23 protein-coding genes, 1 tRNA gene and 2 pseudogenes are annotated in these 25318 nt (G+C 43.9%); 13 read left to right on the forward strand and 13 right to left on the reverse strand.

Translation table 11 applies throughout. The features are described 5' to 3' along the window. A pseudogene (locus L876_RS0100010) lies at positions 1–451 on the reverse strand (transposase); the annotation flags it as partial. A 478-nt stretch (positions 452–929) separates the two neighbouring features. On the opposite strand from L876_RS0100010, the gene L876_RS20765 reads away from it, so the two are divergent. Continuing rightward, a complete protein-coding gene (locus tag L876_RS20765) occupies positions 930–1580 on the forward strand; it encodes a hypothetical protein (RefSeq protein WP_211237636.1) in 651 nt (216 codons plus the stop codon). Between the two features lie 189 nt (positions 1581–1769). Here L876_RS20765 and L876_RS23135 read toward each other — a convergent pair whose 3' ends face one another. Together L876_RS23135 and L876_RS20770 are read right to left on the reverse strand one after the other, a co-directional pair. Then, complete coding sequence (locus L876_RS23135; RefSeq protein WP_162148989.1) at positions 1770–1889, reverse strand: LysR family transcriptional regulator; 120 nt, start codon at positions 1887–1889, stop codon at positions 1770–1772. A gap of 178 nt (positions 1890–2067) precedes the next feature. Further along, a complete protein-coding gene (locus L876_RS20770) occupies positions 2068–2832 on the reverse strand; it encodes an amidohydrolase family protein (protein ID WP_051412801.1) in 765 nt (254 codons plus the stop codon). Between the two features lie 160 nt (positions 2833–2992). On the opposite strand from L876_RS20770, the pseudogene L876_RS20775 reads away from it, so the two are divergent. Next, positions 2993–4009: pseudogene (locus L876_RS20775) on the forward strand (IS110 family RNA-guided transposase). Positions 4010–4352: 343 nt separating this feature from the next. Here the strand turns inward: L876_RS20775 and L876_RS23270 are convergent. Continuing rightward, positions 4353–4568 (reverse strand): amidohydrolase family protein, encoded by a 216-nt coding sequence (locus L876_RS23270; protein ID WP_211237637.1) that lies wholly within the window; start codon positions 4566–4568, stop codon positions 4353–4355. Here L876_RS23270 and L876_RS20780 point away from each other — a divergent pair. Next, entirely contained in the window at positions 4512–5270 is a 759-nt protein-coding gene (locus L876_RS20780) for a hypothetical protein (protein ID WP_156029351.1), read from the forward strand. The genes L876_RS23270 and L876_RS20780 overlap by 57 nt on opposite strands. 375 nt (positions 5271–5645) lie before the next feature. On the opposite strand, the gene L876_RS0100040 is transcribed toward L876_RS20780, so the two are convergent. The 7 genes from L876_RS0100040 to astE form a co-directional block, all read right to left on the reverse strand. Further along, positions 5646–5733, reverse strand: a tRNA-Ser gene (locus L876_RS0100040). A 152-nt stretch (positions 5734–5885) separates the two neighbouring features. Next, positions 5886–7877: a methyl-accepting chemotaxis protein gene (locus L876_RS0100045; RefSeq protein ID WP_028761895.1), complete on the reverse strand. Its 1992-nt coding sequence runs from the start codon at positions 7875–7877 to the stop codon at positions 5886–5888. A 425-nt stretch (positions 7878–8302) separates the two neighbouring features. Further along, positions 8303–9370 (reverse strand): quinolinate synthase NadA, encoded by a 1068-nt coding sequence (gene nadA / locus L876_RS0100050; RefSeq protein ID WP_028761896.1) that lies wholly within the window; start codon positions 9368–9370, stop codon positions 8303–8305. A gap of 111 nt (positions 9371–9481) precedes the next feature. After that, positions 9482–11029 (reverse strand): dihydrolipoyllysine-residue acetyltransferase, encoded by a 1548-nt coding sequence (locus tag L876_RS0100055; protein WP_028761897.1) that lies wholly within the window; start codon positions 11027–11029, stop codon positions 9482–9484. A gap of 12 nt (positions 11030–11041) precedes the next feature. Further along, positions 11042–12019 (reverse strand): alpha-ketoacid dehydrogenase subunit beta, encoded by a 978-nt coding sequence (locus L876_RS0100060; protein WP_028761898.1) that lies wholly within the window; start codon positions 12017–12019, stop codon positions 11042–11044. Positions 12020–12022: 3 nt separating this feature from the next. Continuing rightward, positions 12023–13201, reverse strand: coding sequence for a thiamine pyrophosphate-dependent dehydrogenase E1 component subunit alpha (locus tag L876_RS0100065; protein ID WP_028761899.1), 1179 nt, complete (start codon positions 13199–13201; stop codon positions 12023–12025). Between the two features lie 197 nt (positions 13202–13398). After that, complete coding sequence (gene astE / locus L876_RS0100070; RefSeq protein ID WP_028761900.1) at positions 13399–14442, reverse strand: succinylglutamate desuccinylase; 1044 nt, start codon at positions 14440–14442, stop codon at positions 13399–13401. 283 nt (positions 14443–14725) lie between these two features. Here astE and msrA point away from each other — a divergent pair, with 283 nt between their 5' ends. Then, positions 14726–15205 (forward strand): peptide-methionine (S)-S-oxide reductase MsrA, encoded by a 480-nt coding sequence (gene msrA / locus L876_RS0100075; RefSeq protein ID WP_028761901.1) that lies wholly within the window; start codon positions 14726–14728, stop codon positions 15203–15205. Between the two features lie 78 nt (positions 15206–15283). Here the strand turns inward: msrA and pgm are convergent, their stop codons facing one another. Then, positions 15284–16942, reverse strand: coding sequence for a phosphoglucomutase (alpha-D-glucose-1,6-bisphosphate-dependent) (gene pgm, locus L876_RS0100080; RefSeq protein WP_028761902.1), 1659 nt, complete (start codon positions 16940–16942; stop codon positions 15284–15286). Between the two features lie 45 nt (positions 16943–16987). Next, positions 16988–17536 (reverse strand): replication initiation negative regulator SeqA, encoded by a 549-nt coding sequence (seqA, locus tag L876_RS0100085; protein ID WP_028761903.1) that lies wholly within the window; start codon positions 17534–17536, stop codon positions 16988–16990. A gap of 263 nt (positions 17537–17799) precedes the next feature. On the opposite strand from seqA, the gene L876_RS0100090 reads away from it, so the two are divergent. From L876_RS0100090 to L876_RS0100130, 9 genes are all read left to right on the forward strand, one after another. Beyond that, complete coding sequence (locus L876_RS0100090) at positions 17800–18591, forward strand: alpha/beta fold hydrolase (RefSeq protein WP_028761904.1); 792 nt, start codon at positions 17800–17802, stop codon at positions 18589–18591. 69 nt (positions 18592–18660) lie between these two features. Then, entirely contained in the window at positions 18661–18882 is a 222-nt protein-coding gene (locus tag L876_RS0100095; protein ID WP_028761905.1) for a DUF2788 domain-containing protein, read from the forward strand. A gap of 11 nt (positions 18883–18893) precedes the next feature. Continuing rightward, entirely contained in the window at positions 18894–19166 is a 273-nt protein-coding gene (gene ybfE / locus L876_RS0100100) for a LexA regulated protein (RefSeq protein ID WP_028761906.1), read from the forward strand. Between the two features lie 50 nt (positions 19167–19216). Further along, on the forward strand, positions 19217–19744 hold the full coding sequence (fldA, locus tag L876_RS0100105; protein WP_028761907.1) for a flavodoxin FldA: 528 nt from the start codon (positions 19217–19219) through the stop codon (positions 19742–19744). Positions 19745–19819: 75 nt separating this feature from the next. Beyond that, a complete protein-coding gene (gene earP, locus L876_RS0100110; RefSeq protein WP_028761908.1) occupies positions 19820–20998 on the forward strand; it encodes an elongation factor P maturation arginine rhamnosyltransferase EarP in 1179 nt (392 codons plus the stop codon). A gap of 45 nt (positions 20999–21043) precedes the next feature. Continuing rightward, complete coding sequence (efp, locus tag L876_RS0100115; RefSeq protein ID WP_028761909.1) at positions 21044–21604, forward strand: elongation factor P; 561 nt, start codon at positions 21044–21046, stop codon at positions 21602–21604. A gap of 269 nt (positions 21605–21873) precedes the next feature. After that, on the forward strand, positions 21874–23088 hold the full coding sequence (locus L876_RS0100120; RefSeq protein ID WP_028761910.1) for a pyridoxal phosphate-dependent aminotransferase: 1215 nt from the start codon (positions 21874–21876) through the stop codon (positions 23086–23088). A gap of 126 nt (positions 23089–23214) precedes the next feature. Beyond that, on the forward strand, positions 23215–23802 hold the full coding sequence (yfbR, locus tag L876_RS0100125) for a 5'-deoxynucleotidase (protein ID WP_028761911.1): 588 nt from the start codon (positions 23215–23217) through the stop codon (positions 23800–23802). Positions 23803–23823: 21 nt separating this feature from the next. Next, positions 23824–25149, forward strand: coding sequence for an anti-phage deoxyguanosine triphosphatase (locus L876_RS0100130; RefSeq protein ID WP_028761912.1), 1326 nt, complete (start codon positions 23824–23826; stop codon positions 25147–25149). Positions 25150–25318: the final 169 nt, after the last annotated feature.

The following is a 25318-nucleotide window of genomic DNA, read 5'->3' on the forward strand; positions in this document are numbered from 1 at the left end:
CCGCTCTCCAGCCAAAATTGCTTAATCTTGCCCAGAAGTCGCCTATCTTCAATGGTACGATTACTACAGGGTTGCTTTAGCCAAGCATAAAAACCACTACGGTGAACATTGAGCACTCGGCATAGTACGGCTATGGGATATTGGTCGAGTCGAGACTTTATGAACGTGTACTTTTCTTTGACTCGCTTGCAAAGTACACGGCGGCCTCCTTTAGTATATTTCGCTCTTCAGTAACTCGCCGAAGCTCCGCTTTAAGTTTACGAATTTCGTCTTGCTGATTATCGATGGTGATGTGTTGCTTCTCTGGTTTATCGAACTTGTTAATCCAGTTGTGCAAGCTTTTAGTTGTGATACCTAACCTTTCTGCCACATCAGCGATTTTATAACCACGTTCAGTGACTTGTTTGACGGCTTCAATTTTGAACTCATCGGGATAACGTTTTCCGCGCATGTAACACCTCATATTTTTGGTTCATTATAACTCTATGAAGTGTCTATTGTTCTAGGGGCTTACCACACCGATGGTCGTCTTACTTCCAGAGTGGCGTGATATTCAGCATCTCGGCATTAGCGCTGCCCTATTTAATAAGTTGCATGTTCCAAAGCCTCTTAGCCGCCTTTGATTACAGTTAAGTGGTTAAGTCACATAGAGCTTAATTCACTGCACCTTTAAGCCGATCCATTTATTTAATAGTGACTTTTACTGCCACAATAAAACAGGTTGGTTTATTTTGATGGGTTTCACCCTTCAAATGGGATTAACTCACCGTATTTTTTCCTCATAGAATGGCCTCATTCAAAACAACATGTGGAATTAACAATGAACAACTTCAAAAAAGCAGCACTTACAGCACTTATCAGCAGCACACTAATCTCAAGCGTTTTAAGCCGCTGATAATCAGCCAGAACAAGCGTTAGACGCATCGGACATGACGCGTGCCACGTCAAACTTCTATGTCGGTGCGAGTAATAATGGTGATGTTAAGGCATCCGGGTCGGTTTCGTACAAATACGAAAATGGCATGGAGTCTATGGTATCGCTTGAAGGCACAATGAATAAAGATGGCGAATACAGTGACAGCCGCATGCAGTACTTCCATGTATTTAATGTCGACAGTGCAGTCACACCACGAGTAGCGGTATCACTTGATATTATCGACAATCAGACTGCCACCACTGCTGCGCTAGGGGCTATTTCAATCTTCCGTACGCCAATCGAATCTTTGACATTCTTCGCTCGTGTGGGGGTCTTAACAGGTGAATATTCCGATGAATCAATGCGTAACTTTAATGTATCAGACAGCAGTCTGGTTGGGGGGATGGCCGCAGGTTATGCCGTATGGAAGGTTGGGCAAGATGGTACATTCTTAGCGCTTTATCCTGAATTCACTTACTTAAGCGGTGATATTGAATCTTCAACGGTGAAAACAACCTTAATGGCAGCGACACCGCTTAGCGCAGATAAGACACGTTGGGGACAGATAAAGTTTGAAAATACTCAAGGAAGCATGCAATCAGATAGTTTAAATGTAGATATAGACGAAACACGTGTTTGGTTTAACTATAAGGTTTACTTTTAACGTTTAAGAGTAATTTTAACGATAGTAAAAGTAATAAAAAGGTCGCCAATTTGGTGGCCTTTTTTATTGAATAGAATAATTTAACTCTAGAGGATTTCAAATCCGGTTTGTCTGAATCTTATGATACAGCTTCTCGGCAAAACACAACCTAAACATTGAAAATCATGACGTATCTAGAGAACCAGGGGCTTACCAACTCGACTCAAGCGCTTTTATCGCCATGCTCAATTGAGTGCGATGCTTTGCTGCTGCGGTTACCGACCCAACATCTGCAATGGCACAAAAAACTTGTAGCTGCTTAATATTCATAGTTTGACCAAATAATGCAGATTGACCTTCAAAAGTAACTGCTGAAGAAATGGTCCCATATTAATCATACCTGAGACGGCAGACGTATTGCCTATATTAGAGAGAACATTCTAGTCTATTAAACGAATAATGCTGCTTCAATAAGAAACAGCATTACTAAATCAAACGAGTAGACTAATTACAATTGATTTTTATATATCTTTCCATCTTTCATGATCACAACGAAGTTTTTTGCAGGATCAGCAACTAAATCCAGGTCTTTAAGCGGATTTCCGTCAACAAGAATTAAGTCTGCATAGGCGCCCTCTTTCACGACACCTAGTGGGCCATCGCGATAAGGGTTACGAGGGCCACTTAGCGCAAGTAAACGAGCATTTTCAGACGTGGCAATTTTTAACGCTTCGTAGTGTGTAAACCAGTTCTTCAACTTAGCTAACATTTTCACTTGAGCAGCAGCAGCCTTAGGATCAAACAAGGCATCGGTACCAAAAGCCATATTAATACACATTTTTTTCGCGGTTTTATAGGCGTTGTCAGTACCACTTGTAACTCTTTCGAACTTTTCAGTGCTATAAGCATTATCGAAGACCAAAGCATCCTCATCATTCAGCAAAGGTTGAATACTTAACCATGCATCTTGCTTTTTCATCATCTTCCAAGTTTTCTTGCTAAGAATAAGCATACCGTGCTCAATTGACTTAACGCCTGCTTTAAGTGCCGTTTGTACGGCGTCATCAGTAAAGATATGCGCTGCCACATAGGTATTCCATGTTTTAGCAACATCGACAGCCGCCTTCATCTCTTCATAAGTATATTGCTGAACATCTATATCATCATAAGCCGATGATACACCCCCACCACCTGAAATCTTTATTTGAGTGGCGCCCATACGTAAGTTCTCTCGCGTACGCTTAATAACATCATCCACGCCGTCGGCTGTCATGATCTGAGAGTTGCGTTCCCAGTATGTTAGTGGGTCAGTTTTATTTGCAGGGTGATCATTTTTTCCATGGATAATGGAATGGACCCATCCACTTTTAATCGGCCTCGCAATGGGCCACGATGTAGTTGCTTAAACTCATCAGAAAGAGGACGGGTCCACTATGAACATTACTACAATTGGTCTTGATATCGCAAAGTCTGTTTTTCATTTTGTTGGCGTGAATAAAGCTGGAAAGCTTGTCAAAAAGAAGATGGTTAAGCGCAAAGAGTTAGTGCTTTTTCTTGCTCAAATAGAACCTTGTCTTGTTGTGATGGAAGCCTGTGGTGGTGCCAACTATTGGGCTAGGGAGTTCGAGAAAATTGGCCACCGAGTCAAGCTCATAGCGCCCCAGTATGTCGTTCCCTACAGGCAGGGAAATAAAAATGATTACAATGATGCGCTTGCGATAGCAGAAGCAGCACAACGCCCCAACATGCGCTTTGTAGAGCCTAAGCCAGTAGAGCAGCAAGATATTCAGATGCTGCATCGAATGAGAGAAAGACTAAACAAACAATCTACTGCACTGATTAATCAAGTTAGAGGGATGCTTGCTGAATACGGCATTATTATCACAAAAGGAAAAGCGTCTTTTAGGGCAAAATTACCTGATATTTTAGAAAGTGCTGATAACGAATTAACAGCCAAAGGCCGAAGTATTTTCCATCAACTGTACGAAGAGTTTAATGATATTGAGCGAAGGCTTAAAAGCTGTGATGTTCAAGTTCAACAAGAGATGAAGAACAATCAAGTGTGCCAACGTTTAGAAAGTATGCCAGGCATTGGTCCAGTCACCGCAACGGCATTTTATGCCGCTGTTGGAGAGGGTGAAGATTTTACCAACGGCAGACATTTTTCAGCATGGTGCGGTCTAGTCCCCAAGCAGCATAGCAGTGGCGGAAAAAATAACTTGCTTGGTATTAGTAAGCGAGGAAATGCTTATTTGAGAACGCTATTTATCCACGGTGCAAGAGCGGTTCTTTATCATAGTGAGGCTAAAGGAGATTAATTTAGTCGTTGGGCTACCGCACTTGCAGAAAGACGTGGTTTTAACAGAGCTTGCGTTGCGGTCGCTAACAAGCTTGCACGGATAGCGTGGGTTATAGCAGCAAGAGAAGATGAATATCGTATCGCTGCATAAAAGTAATCATTAACGCGCTAACAATTAGTTTCACCAACCACCAAATTGCCAAGATAATTGAATTGATGATGAGACAGTCAGACTGTTCTACTTAAAACCTTAGCCCGACATTGGCTCTAAAGAAGCCGTAAGGATGATAAGGAAAGTAGAAGCAAATATCCATCAGGGCCAGAGGAGTACCTCAATAACAGGCCGAATATATGGGTGCAATGAACTCTTCTCAAAGTCGATATTAAATATCTTGCAAACCGGATAGGTCCATATAAGTCGAAATGGCCAGATGTTTGACTGATTGGTGGTCCTGAAGCAAAAATACGAGGTCCTGGATATTGCCCAGTATCGGTCATTTTCTTAATACTAAAAGGATTGCCCCCATATCTCGCACCGATGTAAAACCTCGCATTAAGGTATCTTCAGCACCTAAAAAACCTCTAATGGCAACTTCTGACATATCACCAACAATGAGAGTGTTTGCTGGCGTATTTGCGTAATTAGTATGCCAATGAGCATCGATAAGGCCAGGTATCAAGGTTTTTCCTTTACCATCAATTACCGTCACATTTGTACTGTCAATTTGGTTGACGAATTTTTTGACCCATCGAGTTCAATCGGCACTGTTAATGCTGAAAGCTATACCCTGCGAGCTGATGTCAATATCCTGCCCTTTTGGAACGTGTATGGTGTACTAGGAAAGGTCAATGTTGATGCGGTAGTCGATGCGCAATATACAGGTAAGATGAAAGATGTTTTCGAAGACAAGCTAGGTGTTGTAGGTGGCAAACTGGCTTGTAAAGCGGTGGCCAGTCAAGGGGTTGATCTATGCTCTCCAGCTGAAGTCAGTGTCCCTCTTCACCTAAATTATGATGTTGTAGGTCTAGGAACAACCTTATCAGTGGGTTACAAAGAGTTTTTTGCCTCTGTGACGGCAACATATTCACAAACTCGATTAGAAGGCCAAGATGATTGGGGTGATGGAGTCCTATCCATTCAACCTATGCTAGGTTACCAATTTCTCGATTACCGAGCTCAGGTTTTTATTGGCGCCGAATACCAAGGCTTAAAGCCGAAAATGACAGGAAACTTAGGTTACATCGATGCTCTGGGTCGCGACTTTACCTATGATGTTGGGGTCGAACTTGAAGAGTGGGCTTACTTAGTGGGATTTAATAAGCAAATAGGTAAAAACTACAACATTACCGCCCTGTTTAATAAAGGCGAAACAAGAAGCTCATTTACAATTAACTTCGGCTATCGCTTCTAAATTTTCTTGGTGCTGTAGAGAGTATTAAAAGACCCACAATCTTGGGTCTTTTCTGCTTATCCTGCTATGGCAGGCAAACCATGAGTAATGAAGCGACACATTCAAGCTGTGAAGTGGCAAGAAGCATAACCACTGCGTATTGAAAGATATGTTAAGCGACAATGCTTTGGTCGATTGCACAATAACTTTAATCACCGGCACCAAACGGTAAGACATGTTATGAAGCGTTATAACATCGCTATTTAACGCCTGTAACAATATGTCATTAACAGGGTAATTAAAGGGATTATTGGAAGAATAAAAAGTAAAAGCAACCAAGGGAAAGTTGTAAAAACAATAAAGGGAATCAGTAATTAACTGATTCCCTTTAAAATTTGGCGGTGAGAGAGGGAGTCGAACCCTCGATACGTTACCGTATACACACTTTCCAGGCGTGCTCCTTCGGCCACTCGGACACCTCACCAATTTTTGTTAGCAGTAGGTGTAAACACTACTTTTGCTTGCTAACGGGGCGGTACTTTACGCAAAAGGCCAAAGTTGGTCAAGTTAAATAACTGCTGCGTCAAGCGTTTGCGTAATTGATCGCCAATTGCAGCTAAACGCCAAGTGCTGACACTACTGTTTAAACTTCGCCACAAGTTGAGACATTGCGCTGACATCCGTCAACAGAGCTTCATTTAACACGCTGAGCTTGTCAGATACTTCTTGGGTGTTTCTATATATATCACTGATTTTCATTGCGTTTTGATGTACTTCTTCAGACACCGCTGACTGTTCATGGGTGGCAGCAGCGATCTGCTCATTCATGCTATCAATAATACTGACTTCACTGACAATTCTAACTAACTCCTCACCAGCTTTCTTAGACTCCATTACGCTGCTTTCTGCGCGAGTTTTACCCGTCGCCATGGCTTTCACGGCTAGTTGTGCACCGCGCTCGAGCCGCTCTGTCATGCTACGTATGTCTTCTGTTGACGCTTGAGCACGTTGAGCAAGGCTTCTAACTTCATCTGCAACCACCGCAAAGCCTCTCCCCATCTCTCCTGCTCTTGCCGCTTCAATGGCGGCATTCAAAGCTAATAAGTTAGTCTGCTCTGCGATACCACTAATGACACCTAGCACATTAACAATACCTTTAATGTCTTCATCTAGATGATGAATCGCTTGAGATGCCTCTTCAATTTCTACTGCCAGAATATTTATCGACTCAGCAGTCCGCTCAACCTCAATACTGCCCTCTTTCGCTTCTTTATTGGCCAAAGCAGAAGCTTCTGAGGCCTGCACCGCATTTTGTGCAATCTCCTGCACCGTAGCGCTCATTTCTGTCATTGCTGAAGCAACCTGATCGACCTCGCTATGGCCTAACGCCACGTCGTTTCGCATCTCTTTTGCGTAGCCTTCCATCTCTTGGGACGCTGTAACGAGTCGTTCAGTATTAGTGCGTACGTGGCCAATAACCACTTCAAAATCTTCCATCATGTGGTTAAACGCTATGCCTAGCTGACCGATTTCATCTTCACCTAACAGATCGACTCTGACACTTAAATCGTAGTGCTTTTGCGATTGCGTAACTTTATTATGAAGGTGGTGCAAAGAACGGTGCAAATATCGACCAATAGCCAATGACAACCATATGACCGTCAAACCGGAACCCACCATCACAGCAATAATAAACCAAACCAAGCTGTTGGCCTGATCATAAGCGATTTGCGTTTTTTCAATCAACGATGTCGATAACTTTTGCTCAAATTGGCGAATATTATCGATACGAGCAGTAGATTTGGCGAACCACTCAGTTGCACTTTGCGCCTTAAGCTCTGTAGCGTCTTGCTTGAAGGCAACGAGTCTTAAAGCGTTAACCGAAGAAAACGCGCTGCCCGCCGTAAGCTGTTTGTAATCGTTTTGCACATTAGGTTGTGACAACGCAATAAAACGCTCTTGGTAAGTATTTTGTTCTGACACTAAGTTAGCAAACTTTAAAAACATGTTGGGTTTAAAACTTGAATTACCAAAGGTAGAGCTCAGCACGGCTCGCTCAATGCCTGCTCGCTCTTTCATCTGTAAATAGGCACTGAATGCCGCCGCTTGAATTGCAATAGCCTGATTCGCGCCAGCTTGTGCTGTGCTATCGACGATAGACAGCAAACTTGCGTTTAACTGGCTGTAATAGCCAACTTCGTCAGCGACCGATATGGACAATGAGTCGACACGACTTCGCATAGTCGCCAATTGGCTCAACTGATTATTGACCTTGGCTAATTGACTAGCAAAATCATCTGGCAATGGGTTGTTTTTAATAAACTGAGTATATGCATCATGCTGCGTATCTGTAGCGCGACGTTGCTGTGGTAATTTATCGCCAAAATTTCTACCACTGGAACCTAAGAACCCAGCACTCATACCGCGTTCTTTTTGTAACTCGTGTACTAAATTGCCGTTAACGACAGCAAGCTTAGACAGCACTTCCACTTGTGCTAAACCAACGCTTAACAGGTATTGGCTGTACACAACATATAAGCCGAACATCAGCGCACCAACGATTGGTGGAACAATCACCAATAGGAGCTTGTTTTTAATTTTAAGATTGCTAATCCATTGCATATTAATCATTTGTCGTCCCTAACATATCTGTTTTCTGTACGTGGCCACAATGTGTGCTAATCAAACCCTAAATCAATGTAACTGCGAAACTTGAGCTACCATTTAGCGCAGTGGTTAATTCGTTAATAACTGAAAATAATTGAGTTTTACTAAGTTTATAAGGTTTTATCACTAAGTGCGATACCTAGCAATTGGTATTAAGTCTAGTATAAGACTCAACGGAATAAAGTCGTATTCGCTCAACAGGCAATTATGCCCTGGTAGGCAAAATACGCTAAGCCTATACACTAGGTTATTTCGACACTAAATTATTAGCTGTTTGCGACAAACAAGTGAAAAAATGCTGGCGAAAAAAATGCCTAATTCGCAGTTAGCGATTAGGCATTTTTTATAAGGTTTACATCGTGACGATGCCACATTAATCAAGCTGTTTAAGCGTTACCTTTGACTTTCATGTTGAGCGTTTTAGCAAAGTTCAGCATACGATCTAGCGGTATTAAGGCTTTCTCTCTTAGCGAATCGTCAACAAAAATCTCATGATCAGAAGGGGTATTGTTGATTAATGCCGATTCAATGGCTTTGAGTCCATTCATTGCCATCCACGGACAATGTGCACAACTTCGACAGGTTGCACCGTTACCACCAGTTGGTGCTTCAATCAGCGTTTTATTTGGCGCAGCTTGCTGCATCTTGTAAAAAATGCCGCGGTCGGTGGCAACAATAAACATATCGTTGTCCATGGTTTGCGCTGCTTTAATCAGCTGACTGGTAGAGCCCACAGCATCGGCCAGCTCTACCACACTAGCGGGCGATTCAGGGTGAACTAACACTGCGGCATTGGGGTGTAGCAGCTTGAGCTCTCGCAGTGCTTTAGCTTTAAATTCATCATGGACGATACACTCGCCTTGCCACATCAGCATATCAGCGCCGGTTTCTTTGGCAATATAGCTACCTAAATGGCGATCTGGCCCCCAAATAATCTTTTTCCCTTCACTGTCTAAGTGCTCAACGATTTCAAGTGCAATACTCGATGTCACCACCCAATCTGCACGGGCTTTAACAGCCGCTGAAGTATTAGCATAAACCACCACGGTATGATCGGGGTGAGCATCGCAAAACGCCGAGAAGCTTTCAATTGGGCAACCGACGTCTAATGAACAAGTAGCCTCTAGCGTTGGCATCAATACCGTTTTTTCTGGGCTCAAAATTTTTGAGGTTTCTCCCATAAATTTAACACCAGCGACAATAAGGGTTTTAGCTGGGTGGTCACGGCCAAAACGGGCCATCTCGAGCGAATCAGACACGCAGCCGCCAGTCTCTTCGGCTAAAGCTTGAATTTCAGGGTCGGTATAATAGTGGGCGACCAACACTGCTTCTTTTTCAACCAGCAGCTGTTTAATTCGTGCTTTATACGCCTGCTTATCAGCATCGCTTAATGGCACGGGCTTTGGTGGAAAAGGATATTGGATATTTTCAATACTTGGGGCTATCTGACTCATGCTCAAACCAAAGAGTGGGACTAATTAGCGGCATTATACTTAATCTAATTAGAAAGATTAACCATAGAAACAAAAAAGAGCGCATAGCGCTCTTTTTATCACATCCGTTGTTTAGCGCATCGCTAACAACATCTCTTGAGGTTGCTCTAGATAGTGCTTCCATAGATTACAGAATCGCGCGATGGTGCCACCATCAATAACACGATGGTCGCCAGACCAACTGATCTGCATGATCTTACGTGCCTCGACTTCACCTTTTTCATTAAACCTGGGTAAGGTTTGCAATTTGCCTAACGCAACAATGGCAACCTCTGGCTTATTGATAATAGGTGTTGCGACGGTACCGCCTAGTGCGCCAATATTCGAGATAGAGATGCTTCCCCCCTTCAAATCTTGTGGTGCGACTCTACCGCTGCGGGCATCTTTAGTTAGACGGGTAATTTCACTGGCCACATCTAAAATCGACTTTTGCTGCACGTCTTTAACATTGGGCACTAACAATCCCACTTTTGAGTCAACGGCCATGCCAATATTGTGAGAACCAACATAGGTTAGCTCGCTGCAATCAGCGTTAACACGACTGTTTATCACGGGGAACTCAGTCAATGCTAATGACATTGCTTTCATGAAAAATGGCATCATGGTTAGCTTTAACTCATCAGTTGAGTAGCGCTGTTTCATGCTTTCACGCAGTGCCACTAATTCAGTTAAATCTAACTCTTCACAATAGGTAAAGTGTGGAATAGATGATACTGATTCCATCATCAACTTAGCCATCACCGCCTTGACGCCACGAATGGGTTCGACTCGGTCTCCTGTTGAGACACTCAATGTTGAGGTGACTGGTTTAACAGGTTCTGCCTCAGTAATGGCTTTGTTAGCGTTACCGCCGCGATAGCGTTCAACATCTTCTTTATAAACGCGGCCGTGTTTGCCACTGCCAGGGACAGCTCCCAAGTCAATATCGTAACTGCGTGCTAAACGTCTCACAGCAGGGCTGGCAAGTGCTTTACCCTGCGACGCAGGCTCAGCTGTTGCTTGAGGCTCGCTATCAGCAAGCGGCTGCTGTTCAACCACCTTAGTTACCAATGGGGCATTTTCGCTTTCCACTTCAATGGCAAATAGCGGCGAGTGGACACGGGCCAACTGACCTTTACGATAATGTAGCTTAACAACTTTACCGCTCTTGATGGCAGGGATTTGCACCAAGGCTTTATCAGTCATTACATCGGCAATGGGCTGATCTTCAACGACGACATCGCCCTCTTCCACGAGCCATTCAACCAATTCACATTCGACAATGCCTTCGCCGATATCTGGTAGCAAGAATTCTTCAATAGCGGTGCCATGAGTTACAACGTCTGCTGCAGGCGCGCTTTCAACTCCGACTTCAGGTTCGCTTACTACGTTGCTGGTTTCGCCATCAAGCTCAACAGAGTAAAGAGGGGCGTGCACTTTGGCAATTTCCCCTTTTTTGTAATACAGCTTAGTGATCACACCGCCATGGGGAGCAGGGATCTGGACTAAGGCTTTATCGGTCATAACGTCAGCGATAGGCTGATCTTCGGTGACAACATCACCCTCGCTCACGAGCCATTCAACAAGCTCGCACTCTACGACCCCTTCCCCAATATCGGGCAAAATAAAATCTTTAATCATGCCTTTAACTCCCTAAAATTTCATTGATGCTTTAATCGCTTCAAAAGTTTTGAGCGCATCAGGCATATATTCTTTTTCATGAACTAATGGATAAGGCGTGTCCAGTCCGCACACTCGGCTAATGGGTGACTCTAAATAAAGAAAACACTCTTCTTGTATTGTTGCGGCAATTTCCCCCGCAAACCCACCCGTGAGCGGTGCTTCATGGTTAATGAGCAGACGGCCTGTTTTCTTTACTGAGGTGGCAACGGTTTCAACATCCCAAGGTGCTAAGGTTCTTAAGTCAATAATTTCACATGAGATCCCTTTCTTAGCCGCCATTTGAGCCGCTTCTTCAATAATCTCCATCTGCGCGCCCCAAGCTAGTAGGGTAATATCTTTACCCTCTTTAACCACTTCTGCTTTACCTAACTCGATTTCATAGGCTTCATCAGGGACTTCGCCAACATTGGCACGATAAAGGCGCTTAGGCTCGAAGAAAATTACTGGGTTTTTGTCTTTAATCGAGGCGAGCAAAAGTCCCTTAGCTTGATAGGCATTACGCGGCACAACGACTTTTAAACCCGCAGTTTGAGTAAAGTATGCTTCTGGCGACTGAGAGTGATAATGACCACCGGCAATACCACCACCATAAGGGGTACGATAGGTAATGCCCCCAACATCAAATTCGTTACCGCTGCGGTATCTAAACTTGGCCGACTCATTAACAATTTGGTCAATTGCTGGGAAGATATAATCTGCAAACTGAATCTCAGCAATCGCCGTCATACCATTTGAGGCTAAGCCGTTGGCAAATCCAGCGATACCTTGCTCAGTTAACGGGGTATTAAAACAGCGATCTCGGCCAAACTTGTCCTGCAAACCCGATGTTGCGCGAAATACTCCGCCAAAATGACCAACATCCTCACCAAACAGAACGGCTTTTTCGTCTGTTTCCATTGCGATTCGTAATGCATCATTGATCGCTTGTAACATATTAATCTGTGCCACGGCTTACACTCTCCCTGCACTGTTTGGATAAGAATCAGGATATTTCTTGATATGCTGTTTTAATGACGTTAACTGAGCCTTAAGACGAGGGGTGGGTTCGTCATAAACATCCTCAATAATGCCATCAAGGCTAGGAACTGGTAGTTTTTCAGCCACTTTAACCGCTGCAAGCACCTCTTGGCGGTACTTTTCATACAAAGCCACATCGGTTTCTTCAGCAAGCCAGCCTTTGTTCATCATCCATAACTTAAATCGTTTAACAGGATCGTGCTGTTGCCATTTAGCTTCTTCCTCTTTAGACCGGTAACCAGACGGGTCATCTGACGAAGAGTGAGCGCCAAGACGATAAGTCATCGCTTCAATTAGTACCGGTGCGTTGTGTTCTAAGGCATAAGCTCTGGCTTGCTGCGTTGCTGCCAGCACGGCCAACATATCATTGCCGTCAACACGTATAGTATGCATTCCGTAACCAACGCCACGACTCGCAATGCCATTACCAACGAACTGCTCACTGGTTGGGGTTGAAATCGCATAGCCGTTGTTACGACAGAAGAAGATAGTGGGTGACTTCAGTACAGCAGCCATGTTTAAGCCAGCATGAAAATCGCCTTCAGAGGCTGCGCCCTCACCGAAATAACAGATAGCGACATTACGCTTACCTTGCATTTTTAAGCTGTAGCCAACACCAGTAGCTTGTGGGATCTGTGTTGCCAGTGGTGATGAGATAGTCTGATAATTTAACGCCTGACTACCATAATGAATCGGCATCTGGCGGCCTTTACCCAGATCTTTCTCATTGCTGAACATCTGATTCATAAACTGTTCAGTGGTAAAGCCACGATAGCGAATGGCTGCATGCTCGCGATACTGGGCCAAAATAACATCACCATCATCGAGTGCCGCAACACTGCCAACAATTGAGGCTTCTTCACCTGTACAGGTCATATAGAAGCTGATGCGACCTTGACGCTGCGCGCCAAGCATCCTTTCATCTAAGACTCGCGTGAACACGCAAGTATCATGGATTTTTTCAGCCAAAGCTTGGTCAATAACGGGCAATACTGCGCTCTCGTAAGCAGTACCATCGGCTTGAAGGATCTTTGAAATAGGGATTGAAAGCGAATCCTTATCAAGAAAACTGACTCTGTGGACAGTCTCTGTCGTGCTGTTTGCGTTGCTCATACCATTCTCTTATCAGCTGAGTATTCTTGTTATCCGATACGAACGATGACACTCGCTCGCCACTCATTTATTTCTACGCGGCCTTAAACTTACGTTAACGTAAACTACCTATCAAGCCAAAGACACCTAATGCGACTAACTAGGCTAGATACTTGTTGTATATCTAGCTTTACATGATGCTTAATGCCATGACCGTACTAGTCGATATTGCTTGGATCGGCTGGGATCAGGCACAACACAGTTCGCTGACCTACTGGGACATTCGCATTTGGAAATACGATAGATTCGGTCGCGGCTTCCACTTGAATGTCCATATCGCCATCTTTGGCTAATATGTATCCTTTTGGAAATGCGGTAAAATTCTCAACATTATTGGCAAAGGTAAACTCAAAGTGCTCGGTCTGCTTGTTGATGGCACGGTTTACTTGATAAAGATTAACCTTAGAGGCATCAAACTCATCACAATCTAACGCTTGTGCAGTCATTAAACGCGTTAGCATCTCTTTTAACGCGATAAATCGCGTCATATCATTTTGCCCCATTGGCATCACTTTACCCAGTTCAATAGTAAATGCGTGAGCTTGGTAATTGTTAGAGGAAAAATAACTGAATGTAGTCGTTGGCTCGTGATGAAACAACACGGTATCGATACCTGACGCAGCCAAGAACATGATCTGTTTTGCGCTATATGCTTTGCCTTGTCTAAAGGGGTAAATGGCAAATTTTTCATGCTTAGATCCCCTAATGGCTGTATGCAGATCATAGTGTAAGCGCTCTGAGTCGGCGTTTCCTCCAGCAAAGAATCGATCTACGTACTGCTCTAATTTCTTGGCCCTGACCCGTTCTCCATTAGTTAATCCCTCTCCTTCTGAGTGAGCACCACTGAATAAGCGATTTAAATTCTCTTCAATGAATCGGGTGCCGTTATGAATTGCAGGAGGATTGCCTATTAAAAACATAATGCGATGTTTAGCGATCAGTGTCTGCTTAAGAAGCTGACTAATCAGTGTATTACATAGTTCTATCGGTGCCGTTTCATTACCGTGAACCGCCGATGACAACACAATATCTTTAGCCGCTATTTGGTCACAATCTTTTGGGGTAAAAACAATCACACCAGTGTCCCATACCTCTACCTGAGTATGCTTGCCAAGTTCAAAAGCGAATGGCTCAGAGATTGCTTTGGGATTATCAAGGGTGAACTGTAAAAAGTTTTGATTCTTAATCTGTGCTTGTAACAAGTAAAGCTCCTTAATTTAAATCATTTCTGACACTTATTCTGGTGTGCCTTAGCTAGAAATGACTCCTTGAATTTATTTTCGACTTTTTTTTCTGCCTGAATAGTACCACTTAACGTGTTAATCAGCCATTTATCCACTCAATGGAAAAGGATAAATGCGAAATTTAACAGTTGCAATTTATGAAAAATTACCACAACATAAAGCCGTCTAGCCATCTAAACGTTTAAACATCTATTTAGGCTGGCAGTAATTGTAAATAGTGGATCAGAAAGTGGAGTAAATTATGGCCATCGCAACATTTGGTGCAGGGTGTTTTTGGGGTGTTGAGTACTTTTTTAAGCAAATTGAAGGCGTCGACTCAGCAACTTGTGGCTATATGGGCGGCAACGACGCTACGACAACGTACGAAGAGGTCAAAGCGGGCGCGACTGGCCACGCTGAAGTGGTACAAGTAGAGTTTGACGAACAAGCCGTTAGTTTCGACGAGCTATTAGCCGTATTTTGGTCTAACCATAACCCCACCCAGCTGAATATGCAGGGCGGCGATATTGGAAACCAGTACCGAAGCTGCATATTTTTCCACAATAGCGAACAGAAAGCGCAAGCTGAAGCATCAAAGTTGGCGTTAACACGCAGCGGAAAATGGGGACTCAGACATATCGTCACTGAAATCGTACCTGTGCTGACCTTCCACCAAGCCGAAGACTATCACCAAAATTATCTCGAAAAGAATGAACTACCAAGTTGTCACCTTACCTATTAGAGGACGACAAATAGCATTAAAAAAGCCAGTTTAATCTAAACTGGCTTTTTAGTTTCTTCGAATGCGCATACCTAAGCACTAGTCACTCAGCATAGCCGCTATCATAGTTTGTGCTTCACCCAGCACAGATTCTAAATGCGCTTCGTCGACAAAACTCTCACCATAAACCTTAAACAAGGCTTCAGTGCCCGATGGTCTTGCCGCAAACCAAGCACGATCGGTAATAACTTTAATTCCACCGATGGCCGCTTTATTTCCAGGCGCATGAGTTAACACCTGTTTAATTGAATCGCCTGCCAGAGTATCACTTCCAAGCTGCGCAGTTGAAACAGTGTTCGCGATGAGTTGATTAAATTTCTGCTTTCGTTTCTGTGTGACCGGATTATCAATACGACGATAATAGCTTTCGCCATGGCGCTCGACCATTTGCTGATAACGCTCTGCAGGTGTCTGCCCGGTCACAGCAAGTATTTCTGCTGCCAGCAGGGCTAAAATAAAGCCATCTTTATCGGTACACCAGGTTTGGCCATCACGACGTAAAAACGCAGCGCCAGCACTCTCTTCTCCGCCAAAACCAAACTCGCCTGTGGCTAAGCCATCCACAAACCATTTAAAGCCCACTGGCACCTCACATAAGGTACGCTGCTGTTCGCAACAGACTTTATCTATCATGGTGCTAGATACTAAGGTTTTGCCAATTAACAATCCCTTGTCCCATTGAGGCCTATGTGTCAATAGATATTCAATCGCCACGGCAAGGAAGTGATTGGGATTCATTAAACCCGTTGACGGACACACAATACCATGCCGATCATAATCAGGGTCGTTACCAACACAGAGATCAAACCTATCTTGATGGGCGAGCAGTCCTGCCATTGCATACGGCGATGAACAGTCCATGCGGATCTTGCCATCTTTATCTAAAGTCATAAAGCCGAAGGTCGGGTCGACACGGTCATTCACCAATTCGACATTAACGCCATAGCGCTGGGCGATCTTTTCCCAATAATGAATACCTGAACCACCTAGTGGATCAACGCCAATACGCACACCCGCTTTGGCGATAGCCGCCATATCAATAACACTGTCGAGTTCGTCAACATAGGCACTCATTAAATCCACGGGTTCAATCAGTGATGTTTTGAGCGCTACGTCATAACTGAGACGCTTTACCCCTTCAAGACGTTGGCTTAAATAATGGTTAGCACGCTGCTCAATCCAATGGGTGATAGTCCCTTCTGCTGGCCCACCGTGTGGCGGATTATATTTAATGCCACCGTCTTGTGGCGGGTTATGAGACGGCGTGAGGATGAGCCCATCACACAAGGGCTGACCACTTTGACGGTTTGCGCCGACAATACTGTGCGACACCACTGGCGTCGGGGTGAACTCGTCGTCTTGCGCGACGCGGACATTAACGCCATTGCCCGTGAGTACTTCCAAAGCGGATAAATAGGCAGCTTGGGATAGCGCATGGGTATCAATGCCGAGATACAGTGCGCCTGTAATACCAGCATCACGACGATAGTCGACAGTTGCCTGCACGATGGCAAGAATATGGGCCTCATTAAAACTTTTGTTAAATGCACAACCTCGATGGCCGGAGGTGCCAAATGTGACCCGCTGCGCCTCAACGTCCACATCAGGCATTAGTCGATAATAATGACTCATTAACTTGGGGATATTGACCAAATCCGTTTGTTTCGCTGCCTGACCGGCGCGCTCATGTATCGCCAAAATGGACTCCTAGAAAGTATGACAAAGACCCTACGATGCTACGGCCTAAATGTTACCAATAATCGTTTTGATATCACTCTCTGGCACACTAAATTGAGCCAACACCTCACTGAGGATAGTACGCTTCTTTGCGGTATTATTATTAGTCGTGACCCAAAAACCACTGTTGCCAATCTCTTTAGGGTTGGCAGATTTGCTTGCCTTAAGTAGCTGTTCTTTTGAGGTAGCGAAATAGAGGCGATCGCGCCCTTGGATCTGCAACACTTGATCAAACTGGTTTGGCGCTGCGCTATAAATAGTCTCTAATGAAAATAAAAATCGACCTACGGCCCCTTTTTGTTCGGCAAGTTGTTCGCTGTCGATAGCAATCGCCAAGGGGGTTGATGATTCGCTAGGCGCGGTATCGTTGACCTGTTCACTCGGCGTCACTTTATCCATGCTAGGCTGACTAATCTGTTTAGGCGTAGCAACAGGTACTGCTTCCACATCTAAGCCAAGCAGTCGACGCAGGATCTCAGAAGCACTCTCCCCTATGCGTTCGGTTTTCCCTGCGATATGGCGATACAATTCTTCATCAACCTCAATATATTTCATGACCAAAATCTTCCTTAAATAGTGAAAGTTAACGCATTATTATTGTTTGTGGATCAGCAAAATGATCTTAGCAAGTGTATGTCATCTATCCCCCCATAATAAAGAGGCATTGACATAAAAGTGTCCTAGATCCCTATTCGATCAAAAAAAGGCCGTGCGTTTGATGAAAAACTACTCAAACTTCTTCGTATCGATTTCATAGTACTGTTATTTGCTCAAGTTTACAGGCACAATTTGAACAAATTTTTAATGACGAATCATCCATGTCAAAGCTCAATCACACCATCACAGGTAACGGAAGTACCGTTATTCTTATTCATGGTCTTTTTGGAAATTTAGACAATTTGAAAGCGCTTGGCACAAGCCTGATTGACCATACAATTATTAGATTGGATGTGCCAAATCATGGACTCAGCCCACATTGCAGTAACATGAATTACCAATCTATTGCTGACGCCGTTATCCAATTAATGGATGAATTGGCGATTGATGCAGCACATATAGTCGGGCACTCAATGGGTGGCAAAATCGCTATGGCAGTGGCCCTTTGTTACCCAAACCGCGTTAAAAGCCTCATTGCAGCAGACATAGCGCCCGTCAGTTATTCCCCGCGGCACCAAAACGTATTTGCAGCATTGGATCAACTCAATTTGACGCAAATAACTGGCCGTGCGGATGCATTAAAACAATTAATCAACTCAGGCATCGATGAGGCGACGGCACAGTTTTTATTGAAAAACCTCAGTAAAACCTCTGCCGGTTATCATTGGAAGATGAATCTTGACGGCATAAAACAGGATTACGATGCGTTAATTGGTTGGGATATTACCGATAAACAATATAAAGGACCTGCCCTGTGTATTCGTGGTGCCGACTCCGACTATGTATTAGCGGCACACAGGCAATCTTACCTAAACCAATTCCCTAATGTACAAGCGAAAACCATCGCCGCGACGGGTCATTGGCTGCATGCACAAAAACCCGCGGTATTTAACCGTATCGTCGGTGAATTTATCGCTGAATATGACTCAAACTTATCGAATTTGACCACATAAAGGATATAGCAGGCACGCTTGATATATGGTATATTCGCGCCTCTTTTTTTGGCCTGAGGGAACGAAGCTATGTTATCTCAGTACATGGAACAGATTGAAACCTTAGGGCTTAATCTGTTCTTTGCAGCGATATTTTTCTTTATTGGTATGGCCATACATGATGTGCTCAAACAAGGCCAAGTGCCAAAATTTGGTCGTTACATCGTATGGTTGGTATTGTTTCTCGGCTGTGCCGGGTTTATAGCTAAAGGGTTAATACAGATGTCTTGGGAAGGCTCAGGCATTGGTTAAATGACTATTCAATGGCAAAAGAATCATCAGACAGAACAACGATAGACCTGTTTGCTACTGAAGCGCGTCGAGGACGTCCTCGCAGCAATCCGTTATCAAGAGAGCAACAGCTAAAGGTCAACAAACGCAATCAGATCCAGCGCGATAGAGCCAATGGATTAAAGCGAATAGAGTTAAAGGTGTCACAAGATTTATATGACGCCTTGAATCAAAAGGCATTGGCCAGTAACATCAGCCGCAGCCAATTAATCGAGTCAATTTTGCTAGCACAGGTTGATCAATAACCTATAGCAAAATGACACAACAAGTCAGTGAACTAAATAAAGGAAAGACAATGGCAACTGTAGGTCTTTTTTTCGGCAGTGATACAGGTAACACCGAAGCCGTCGCCAAGATGATCCAGAAAAAACTGGGTAAAAAAATGGTAGACGTTAAAGATATCGCCAAAAGCACCAAAGAGCAGATCGCTGAATACGATCTATTACTGTTTGGTATCCCAACTTGGTATTATGGCGAAGCACAATGCGATTGGGATGACTTCTTCCCAGATTTAGAGCAGATCGATTTTGATGGCAAATTAGTGGCTATCTTCGGTTGCGGTGACCAAGAGGATTATGCTGAATACTTCCTTGACGCTATGGGCATGGTTAACGAAATAGTTGAAGCACGTGGCGCAGTCGTTATCGGACACTGGCCAACTGATGGTTATGACTTCGAAGCTTCAAAGGGTTTAGTCGATGACAAACACTTTGTTGGCCTAGGTATCGATGAAGATCGTCAACCTGAGCTAACCGAAGAGCGCGTTGATGCTTGGGTTAAGCAAATTTACGAAGAAATGTGTCTAGCTGAGTTGGAAGATTAATCTTTCAAAGCAAAAAGATAAACGATAAAAGCGGCGAAAAGCCGCTTTTTTGATGGCGTGACGACAACAATCACCATGACGACAAACACACAGGCTCAACATTGGGATATCTTTTGCGCAGTAGTCGATAACTATGGCGATATTGGTGTTACATGGCGCCTTGCAAAACAATTGTCGGCAGAATACCAGCTAACGATCCATCTTTGGGTCGACGATTTGGCCAGCTTCTCCCATATTTTACCAGCGCTTGACCCCTCCTTGCCTCAACAAATGTTTAACGGTGTGACCATTTTGAAGTGGGATCAACCACTGAGCATTGGCTATAAACCCGGAACGGTATTAATCGAAGCCTTTGCTTGCGATTTACCCAGAGAAGTCTTTGAGCAAATTGAGAACTGCCGCCAACGGGATACTTTCATCCCCCCCTTGTGGCTAAATCTTGAATACCTGAGTGCTGAACCTTGGGTTGAAGGTTGCCATGGGCTACCTTCATTGCAAAACAGTGGCTTAAAAAAGTACTTTTATTTTCCTGGTTTTACCAAAAAAACCGGAGGCCTAATCTGTGAAAAGGCCTTAGCAAGCGAACGCGACCAATGGCAGAGTGAGCCACAGTATCGTCAGCAGCTGTTTGCACAATTAGGGTTAGAGGGAATTTCTGATGCAGATAAAGTCATCAGTGTATTCAGTTATGAAACCCAAGCATTAGCATCCTTGTGCCAACAATGGAGCCAAAGTGAATTAAACATCCACGCATTGATTCCTAAGGGCCGGAGCCTAAACTGTTTAGCGTCTATTATGGGAGCTGAATTAGAGGCAGTCCAAGCAGGTCAAGCAATTCAATACGGCGCGTTAACCATCCATATTTTACCAATGACAGATCAAGATGGATACGATCGGTTACTTTGGAGCTGTGATTTTAACATTGTCCGCGGTGAAGATTCCTTTCTCAGGGCACAATGGGCAGCAAAACCCTTCATTTGGCACATTTATCCTCAAGAAGAGGACTATCACCTAATAAAATTAGATGCCTTTATGCAGGTTTACTGTAATAATCTGTCGCCAGAAATCGCATCGACATGGCAAGCGTTAAACTTAGCGTTTAACCAAGGTGACACCAAGCGTGTGATAACGCACTGGGAACGACTCAATTTAGTTGATTTGCCGCTACAGCAACATGCGAAACAGTGGCCAATTGATGCATTAATTGATGCAGATCTAGCGAGACGACTAGTTCAGTTCGTTAAAAATCGCTAAGATACTGCGTTGAAATAGAAAAAACCTAAAATAGGAAATAGTGTAATGAAAACTGCTCATGAAATCCGTCCTGGTAACGTGATCATGTTAGATGGCAGCCCATGGGTTGTACAGAAAACCGAAACAACTCGTTCTGGTCGTAACGCGGCTATCGTAAAGATGAAGTTGAAGAACGTACTTCAAGATTCTACTACTGAGACCACCTTTAAAGGTGAAGACAAGATGGACGATATCATTCTTGATCGTCTTGATTGTACTTACTCTTATTATGCTGATCCTATGTATGTATTCATGGACGCAGAATATAATCAGTATGATGTAGAAGCTGAAAACCTTGGCGATGCAGTAGCGTATATCGTTGACGGAATGGAAGATACTTGCCAAGTAACTTTCTACGAAGGTAAGGCTATCTCTGTTGAATTGCCAACCACGATTGTACGTGAAGTCACTTACACTGAGCCTTCAGCACGTGGCGATACCTCTGGTAAGGTCATGAAGCCAGCAACTATCGCTGGTGGCGCTACTTTAAGCGTTGCAGATTTTGTTAAGACTGGCGATTTAATTGAAATCGACACTCGTACCAACGAATTCAAAAAACGCGCGTAAACTTTTTACTGTTTAACGCCTTGTTAAAGCCAGCGACTACGCTGGCTTTTTATTGCCTCTTTATCTGCCTTAACGACACATTCACTCTGCAGTCGCGTCTAAAAGCAGCGTTAAACACCATTTTTGCATTAACAAATACATTACGTCAGAATATTAAACTAAATCTCAGGCTAAAACTTTAGATTTACCGCTTTCATCTAACAGTGTTTTTCGTTATTGTTCGAAGACTTATGGCCAATAGCCACTTTTTTGCATTACTTGAGGTAAAAATGCGCCCAATCATTAAGTCCAATAAGCTCGATACGGTTTGCTACGATATCAGAGGCCCCGTTCATAAAGAGGCTCGTCGACTTGAAGATGAGGGACACCGAATATTGAAGCTCAATATCGGTAATCCTGCACCATTTGGCTTTGAGGCGCCTGAAGAGATCGTCCGAGACGTTATTTTGAATCTGCCGAGCGCTCAAGGGTATAGCGAATCTAAAGGTTTGTTCTCCGCCCGTAAGGCGATTGTGCAACATTACCAGTCACAAGGCCTATTTGGCGTTGATATCGAAGATATCTATATCGGCAACGGTGTGTCAGAATTGATCGTTATGGCGATGCAAGGCTTGCTTAATAGCGATGATGAGGTGCTGGTGCCCTCACCTGATTACCCATTGTGGACCGCTGCGGTACATCTATCTGGCGGAAAAGCACAACATTATCGCTGTGACGAAGAATCAGATTGGTTTCCAGATCTTGATGATATCAAGTCAAAAATAACCCACCGTACCCGCGGTATTGTGCTGATCAATCCAAATAACCCTACAGGCGCAGTTTACTCAAAAGAATTGCTATTGGAAGTGATTGAGTTGTGTCGCCAACATGACATCATTTTGTTTGCCGACGAGATCTACGACAAGATCCTTTACGATGGTGCAGTGCACATCCCAGCGTCTACTCTCTCAGATGATATCTTAACCGTCACCTTTAACGGCCTATCTAAATCCTATCGTGCGGCCGGTTTTCGCGTTGGTTGGATGATGCTATCGGGCAACCTCAAAGCAGCCAAAAGCTATATTGAAGGCTTAGATATGCTGGCCTCTATGCGACTGTGCTCCAATGTACCCAATCAACATGCCATTCAAACAGCCCTGGGTGGATACCAAAGCATTAACGAACTGGTTGCGCCTGATGGGCGTTTGACGATTCAGCGTGATACTTGTTACGAGTTACTTAACCAAATTCCTGGTGTTAGCGTTAAAAAGCCCAAAGGTGCACTTTATGCCTTTCCCAAATTGGATGCTAAGAAATTTAACCTCAGGGATGATGAGCGTTTAGTGCTGGATTTGCTCAAAGAGAAGAAAATTCTGTTAGTTCAAGGTTCTGCATTTAATTGGCCAGAACCCGATCATTTGCGCGTCGTATTCTTGCCTCACAAGGAGGACTTAGAGAAAGCACTCGGTGATTTTGGTGATTTTTTAGACACTTATTGTCAATAGCTCAACATGTTCTCGTCATAAAAAAGGCACTCAGCTGGAGTGCCTTTTTTTATGACTAAGCGGCTATTTATCTGCTAGTAGCCTGTGTTAAGGTATTGCCAACTATCACAATTATTAGTAGTCGATATGAGTCACCTATTTGCGCATTTGGCCAGAATGAAACTTATCCAACGTTGGCCGCTCATGTATAACGTTAGACCCGAGAACGTTCAGGAACACTCCCTTCAGGTGGCCATGGTTGCCCATGCACTGGTGGTGATTAGTAATAAGAAATTTTCCACACAACTCAGTGCAGAACGTGCCGCAACCATCGCGATCTTTCACGATGCCAGCGAAATTTTGACCGGTGATTTACCCACACCAGTGAAGTATTTTAACAAAGAAATAGAAGCTGAATACAAAAAAATTGAAGCCATCGCCGAACATCGACTATTGGAAATGGTACCCGATGAATTCAAAGATGATTATCGTTCACTGCTTACCAGCGACAACACGGAAGCTACATATAAACAAATAGTTAAGTCAGCAGACACGCTTTGTGCCTACTTAAAATGTTTAGAAGAACAAGGTGCAGGCAATCATGAGTTCAACACCGCAAAAAAACGATTAGCCCAAGCATTATCGCAAAATCCTGATCCTGCTGTGAAATATTTTATAGATACTTTTATTCCAAGTTTTGAGCTTAACCTCGACGATATCAATCGTTTATTGTAAACCAGGCAATGGAGACACGTTATGACCTCAGCGGTTTGGCACGATCGACGTTTAGGCGAACACAAACAACGTCGTAACGATCATCGTAGCCCGTACCAACGAGACAGAGCTCGCATTTTGCACTCAGCGGCATTTAGACGACTGCAAGCTAAAACTCAGGTATTGGGTGTTGGCATGAATGATTTCTATCGAACTCGGCTCACCCATTCACTTGAAGTATCGCAAATTGGAACAGGGATTTGTGCTCAGCTTAAACAGAAGTACCCTGCGCTCAACTATCTTTTGGATTCTATGAGTTTGATAGAGTCGCTCTGCTTAGCTCACGATATTGGCCATCCTCCTTTCGGTCATGGCGGTGAAGTGGCACTTAATTACATGATGCGCAATGACGGGGGCTTTGAAGGCAATGGCCAGACGTTTCGTATTCTCACCGCGCTGGAACCCTACACCGAACATTTTGGTATGAATCTATGCCGACGAACCCTACTGGGAATATTAAAGTACCCAGCTTGTCACGCACAACTGTATCAATCTCACCCTAAACCTGAAGTGGTGAGTTATCGCCAATTAAAACCATCTCAGTGGCGTCCCGTTAAAGGGATATTCGATGAAGATAAGGCAATTTTAGAGTGGGTACTCAATCCGCTCTGCCCCGAAGATAAAGCGCTTTTCCTGGCAACCAAAACTTTGGGCGATAACGAACACAAGCGCACGCTATATAAATCCTTTGACTGCTCAATTATGGAGCTAGCCGACGATACCGCCTACGCTATCCATGACCTTGAAGACGCGATAGTGATGGGGATCGTAACCCAAGCAATGTGGAAAAAAGATGTAGAACAAGCCTTAATTAACAGCGAAGACGCCTGGATACGTCAAGAGTTCTCGACCATAGGTGACAAACTCTTTGCGCTTGAACATCATCAACGTAAAGATGCGATTGGCACTTTAGTTAATGGTTTTGTCACCGCGATAATGATCGATGAAAACAGCCATTTTACCGAGCCACTACTGAGGTTTAATGCAGTATTGGAACCCCCATTCCATAAAGCGCTCGATATATTAAAGCAGTTTGTCTATACCCATGTTATTCGTAAACCAGAGATCCAGATGTTGGAATACAAGGGCCAGCAAATCGTGATGGAGTTATTTGAAGCCTTTGCCTCAGATCCCCAACGTCTGCTGCCCCTAAATACTCAAGAACGCTGGCAAATTGCTGTTAACGAGGGTCAAAACAGCCATCGAGTCATCGCTGATTATATATCCGGCATGACGGATGAGTTTGCTGCACGCTTACATCAACATCTATTCAGTGCCAAAGCGGGTTCGCTTATCGACTTACAATAATGTCCAAATAAAAAACGCGCATCATGCGCGTTTTTCTCAATCGGTTATCTATAGCGCTTATCTTTTACCCTCACTTTTGCCACTGCTGATTGGCTATCTAGGTCACGCCTCATTATCGATAAACCGACAACGCCATGTTGAATAGCGTCCCGCTCCAAAGAACAACAAG

Source organism: Shewanella colwelliana ATCC 39565 (assembly GCF_000518705.1).
Taxonomy (GTDB): Bacteria; Pseudomonadota; Gammaproteobacteria; order Enterobacterales; family Shewanellaceae; genus Shewanella; species Shewanella colwelliana.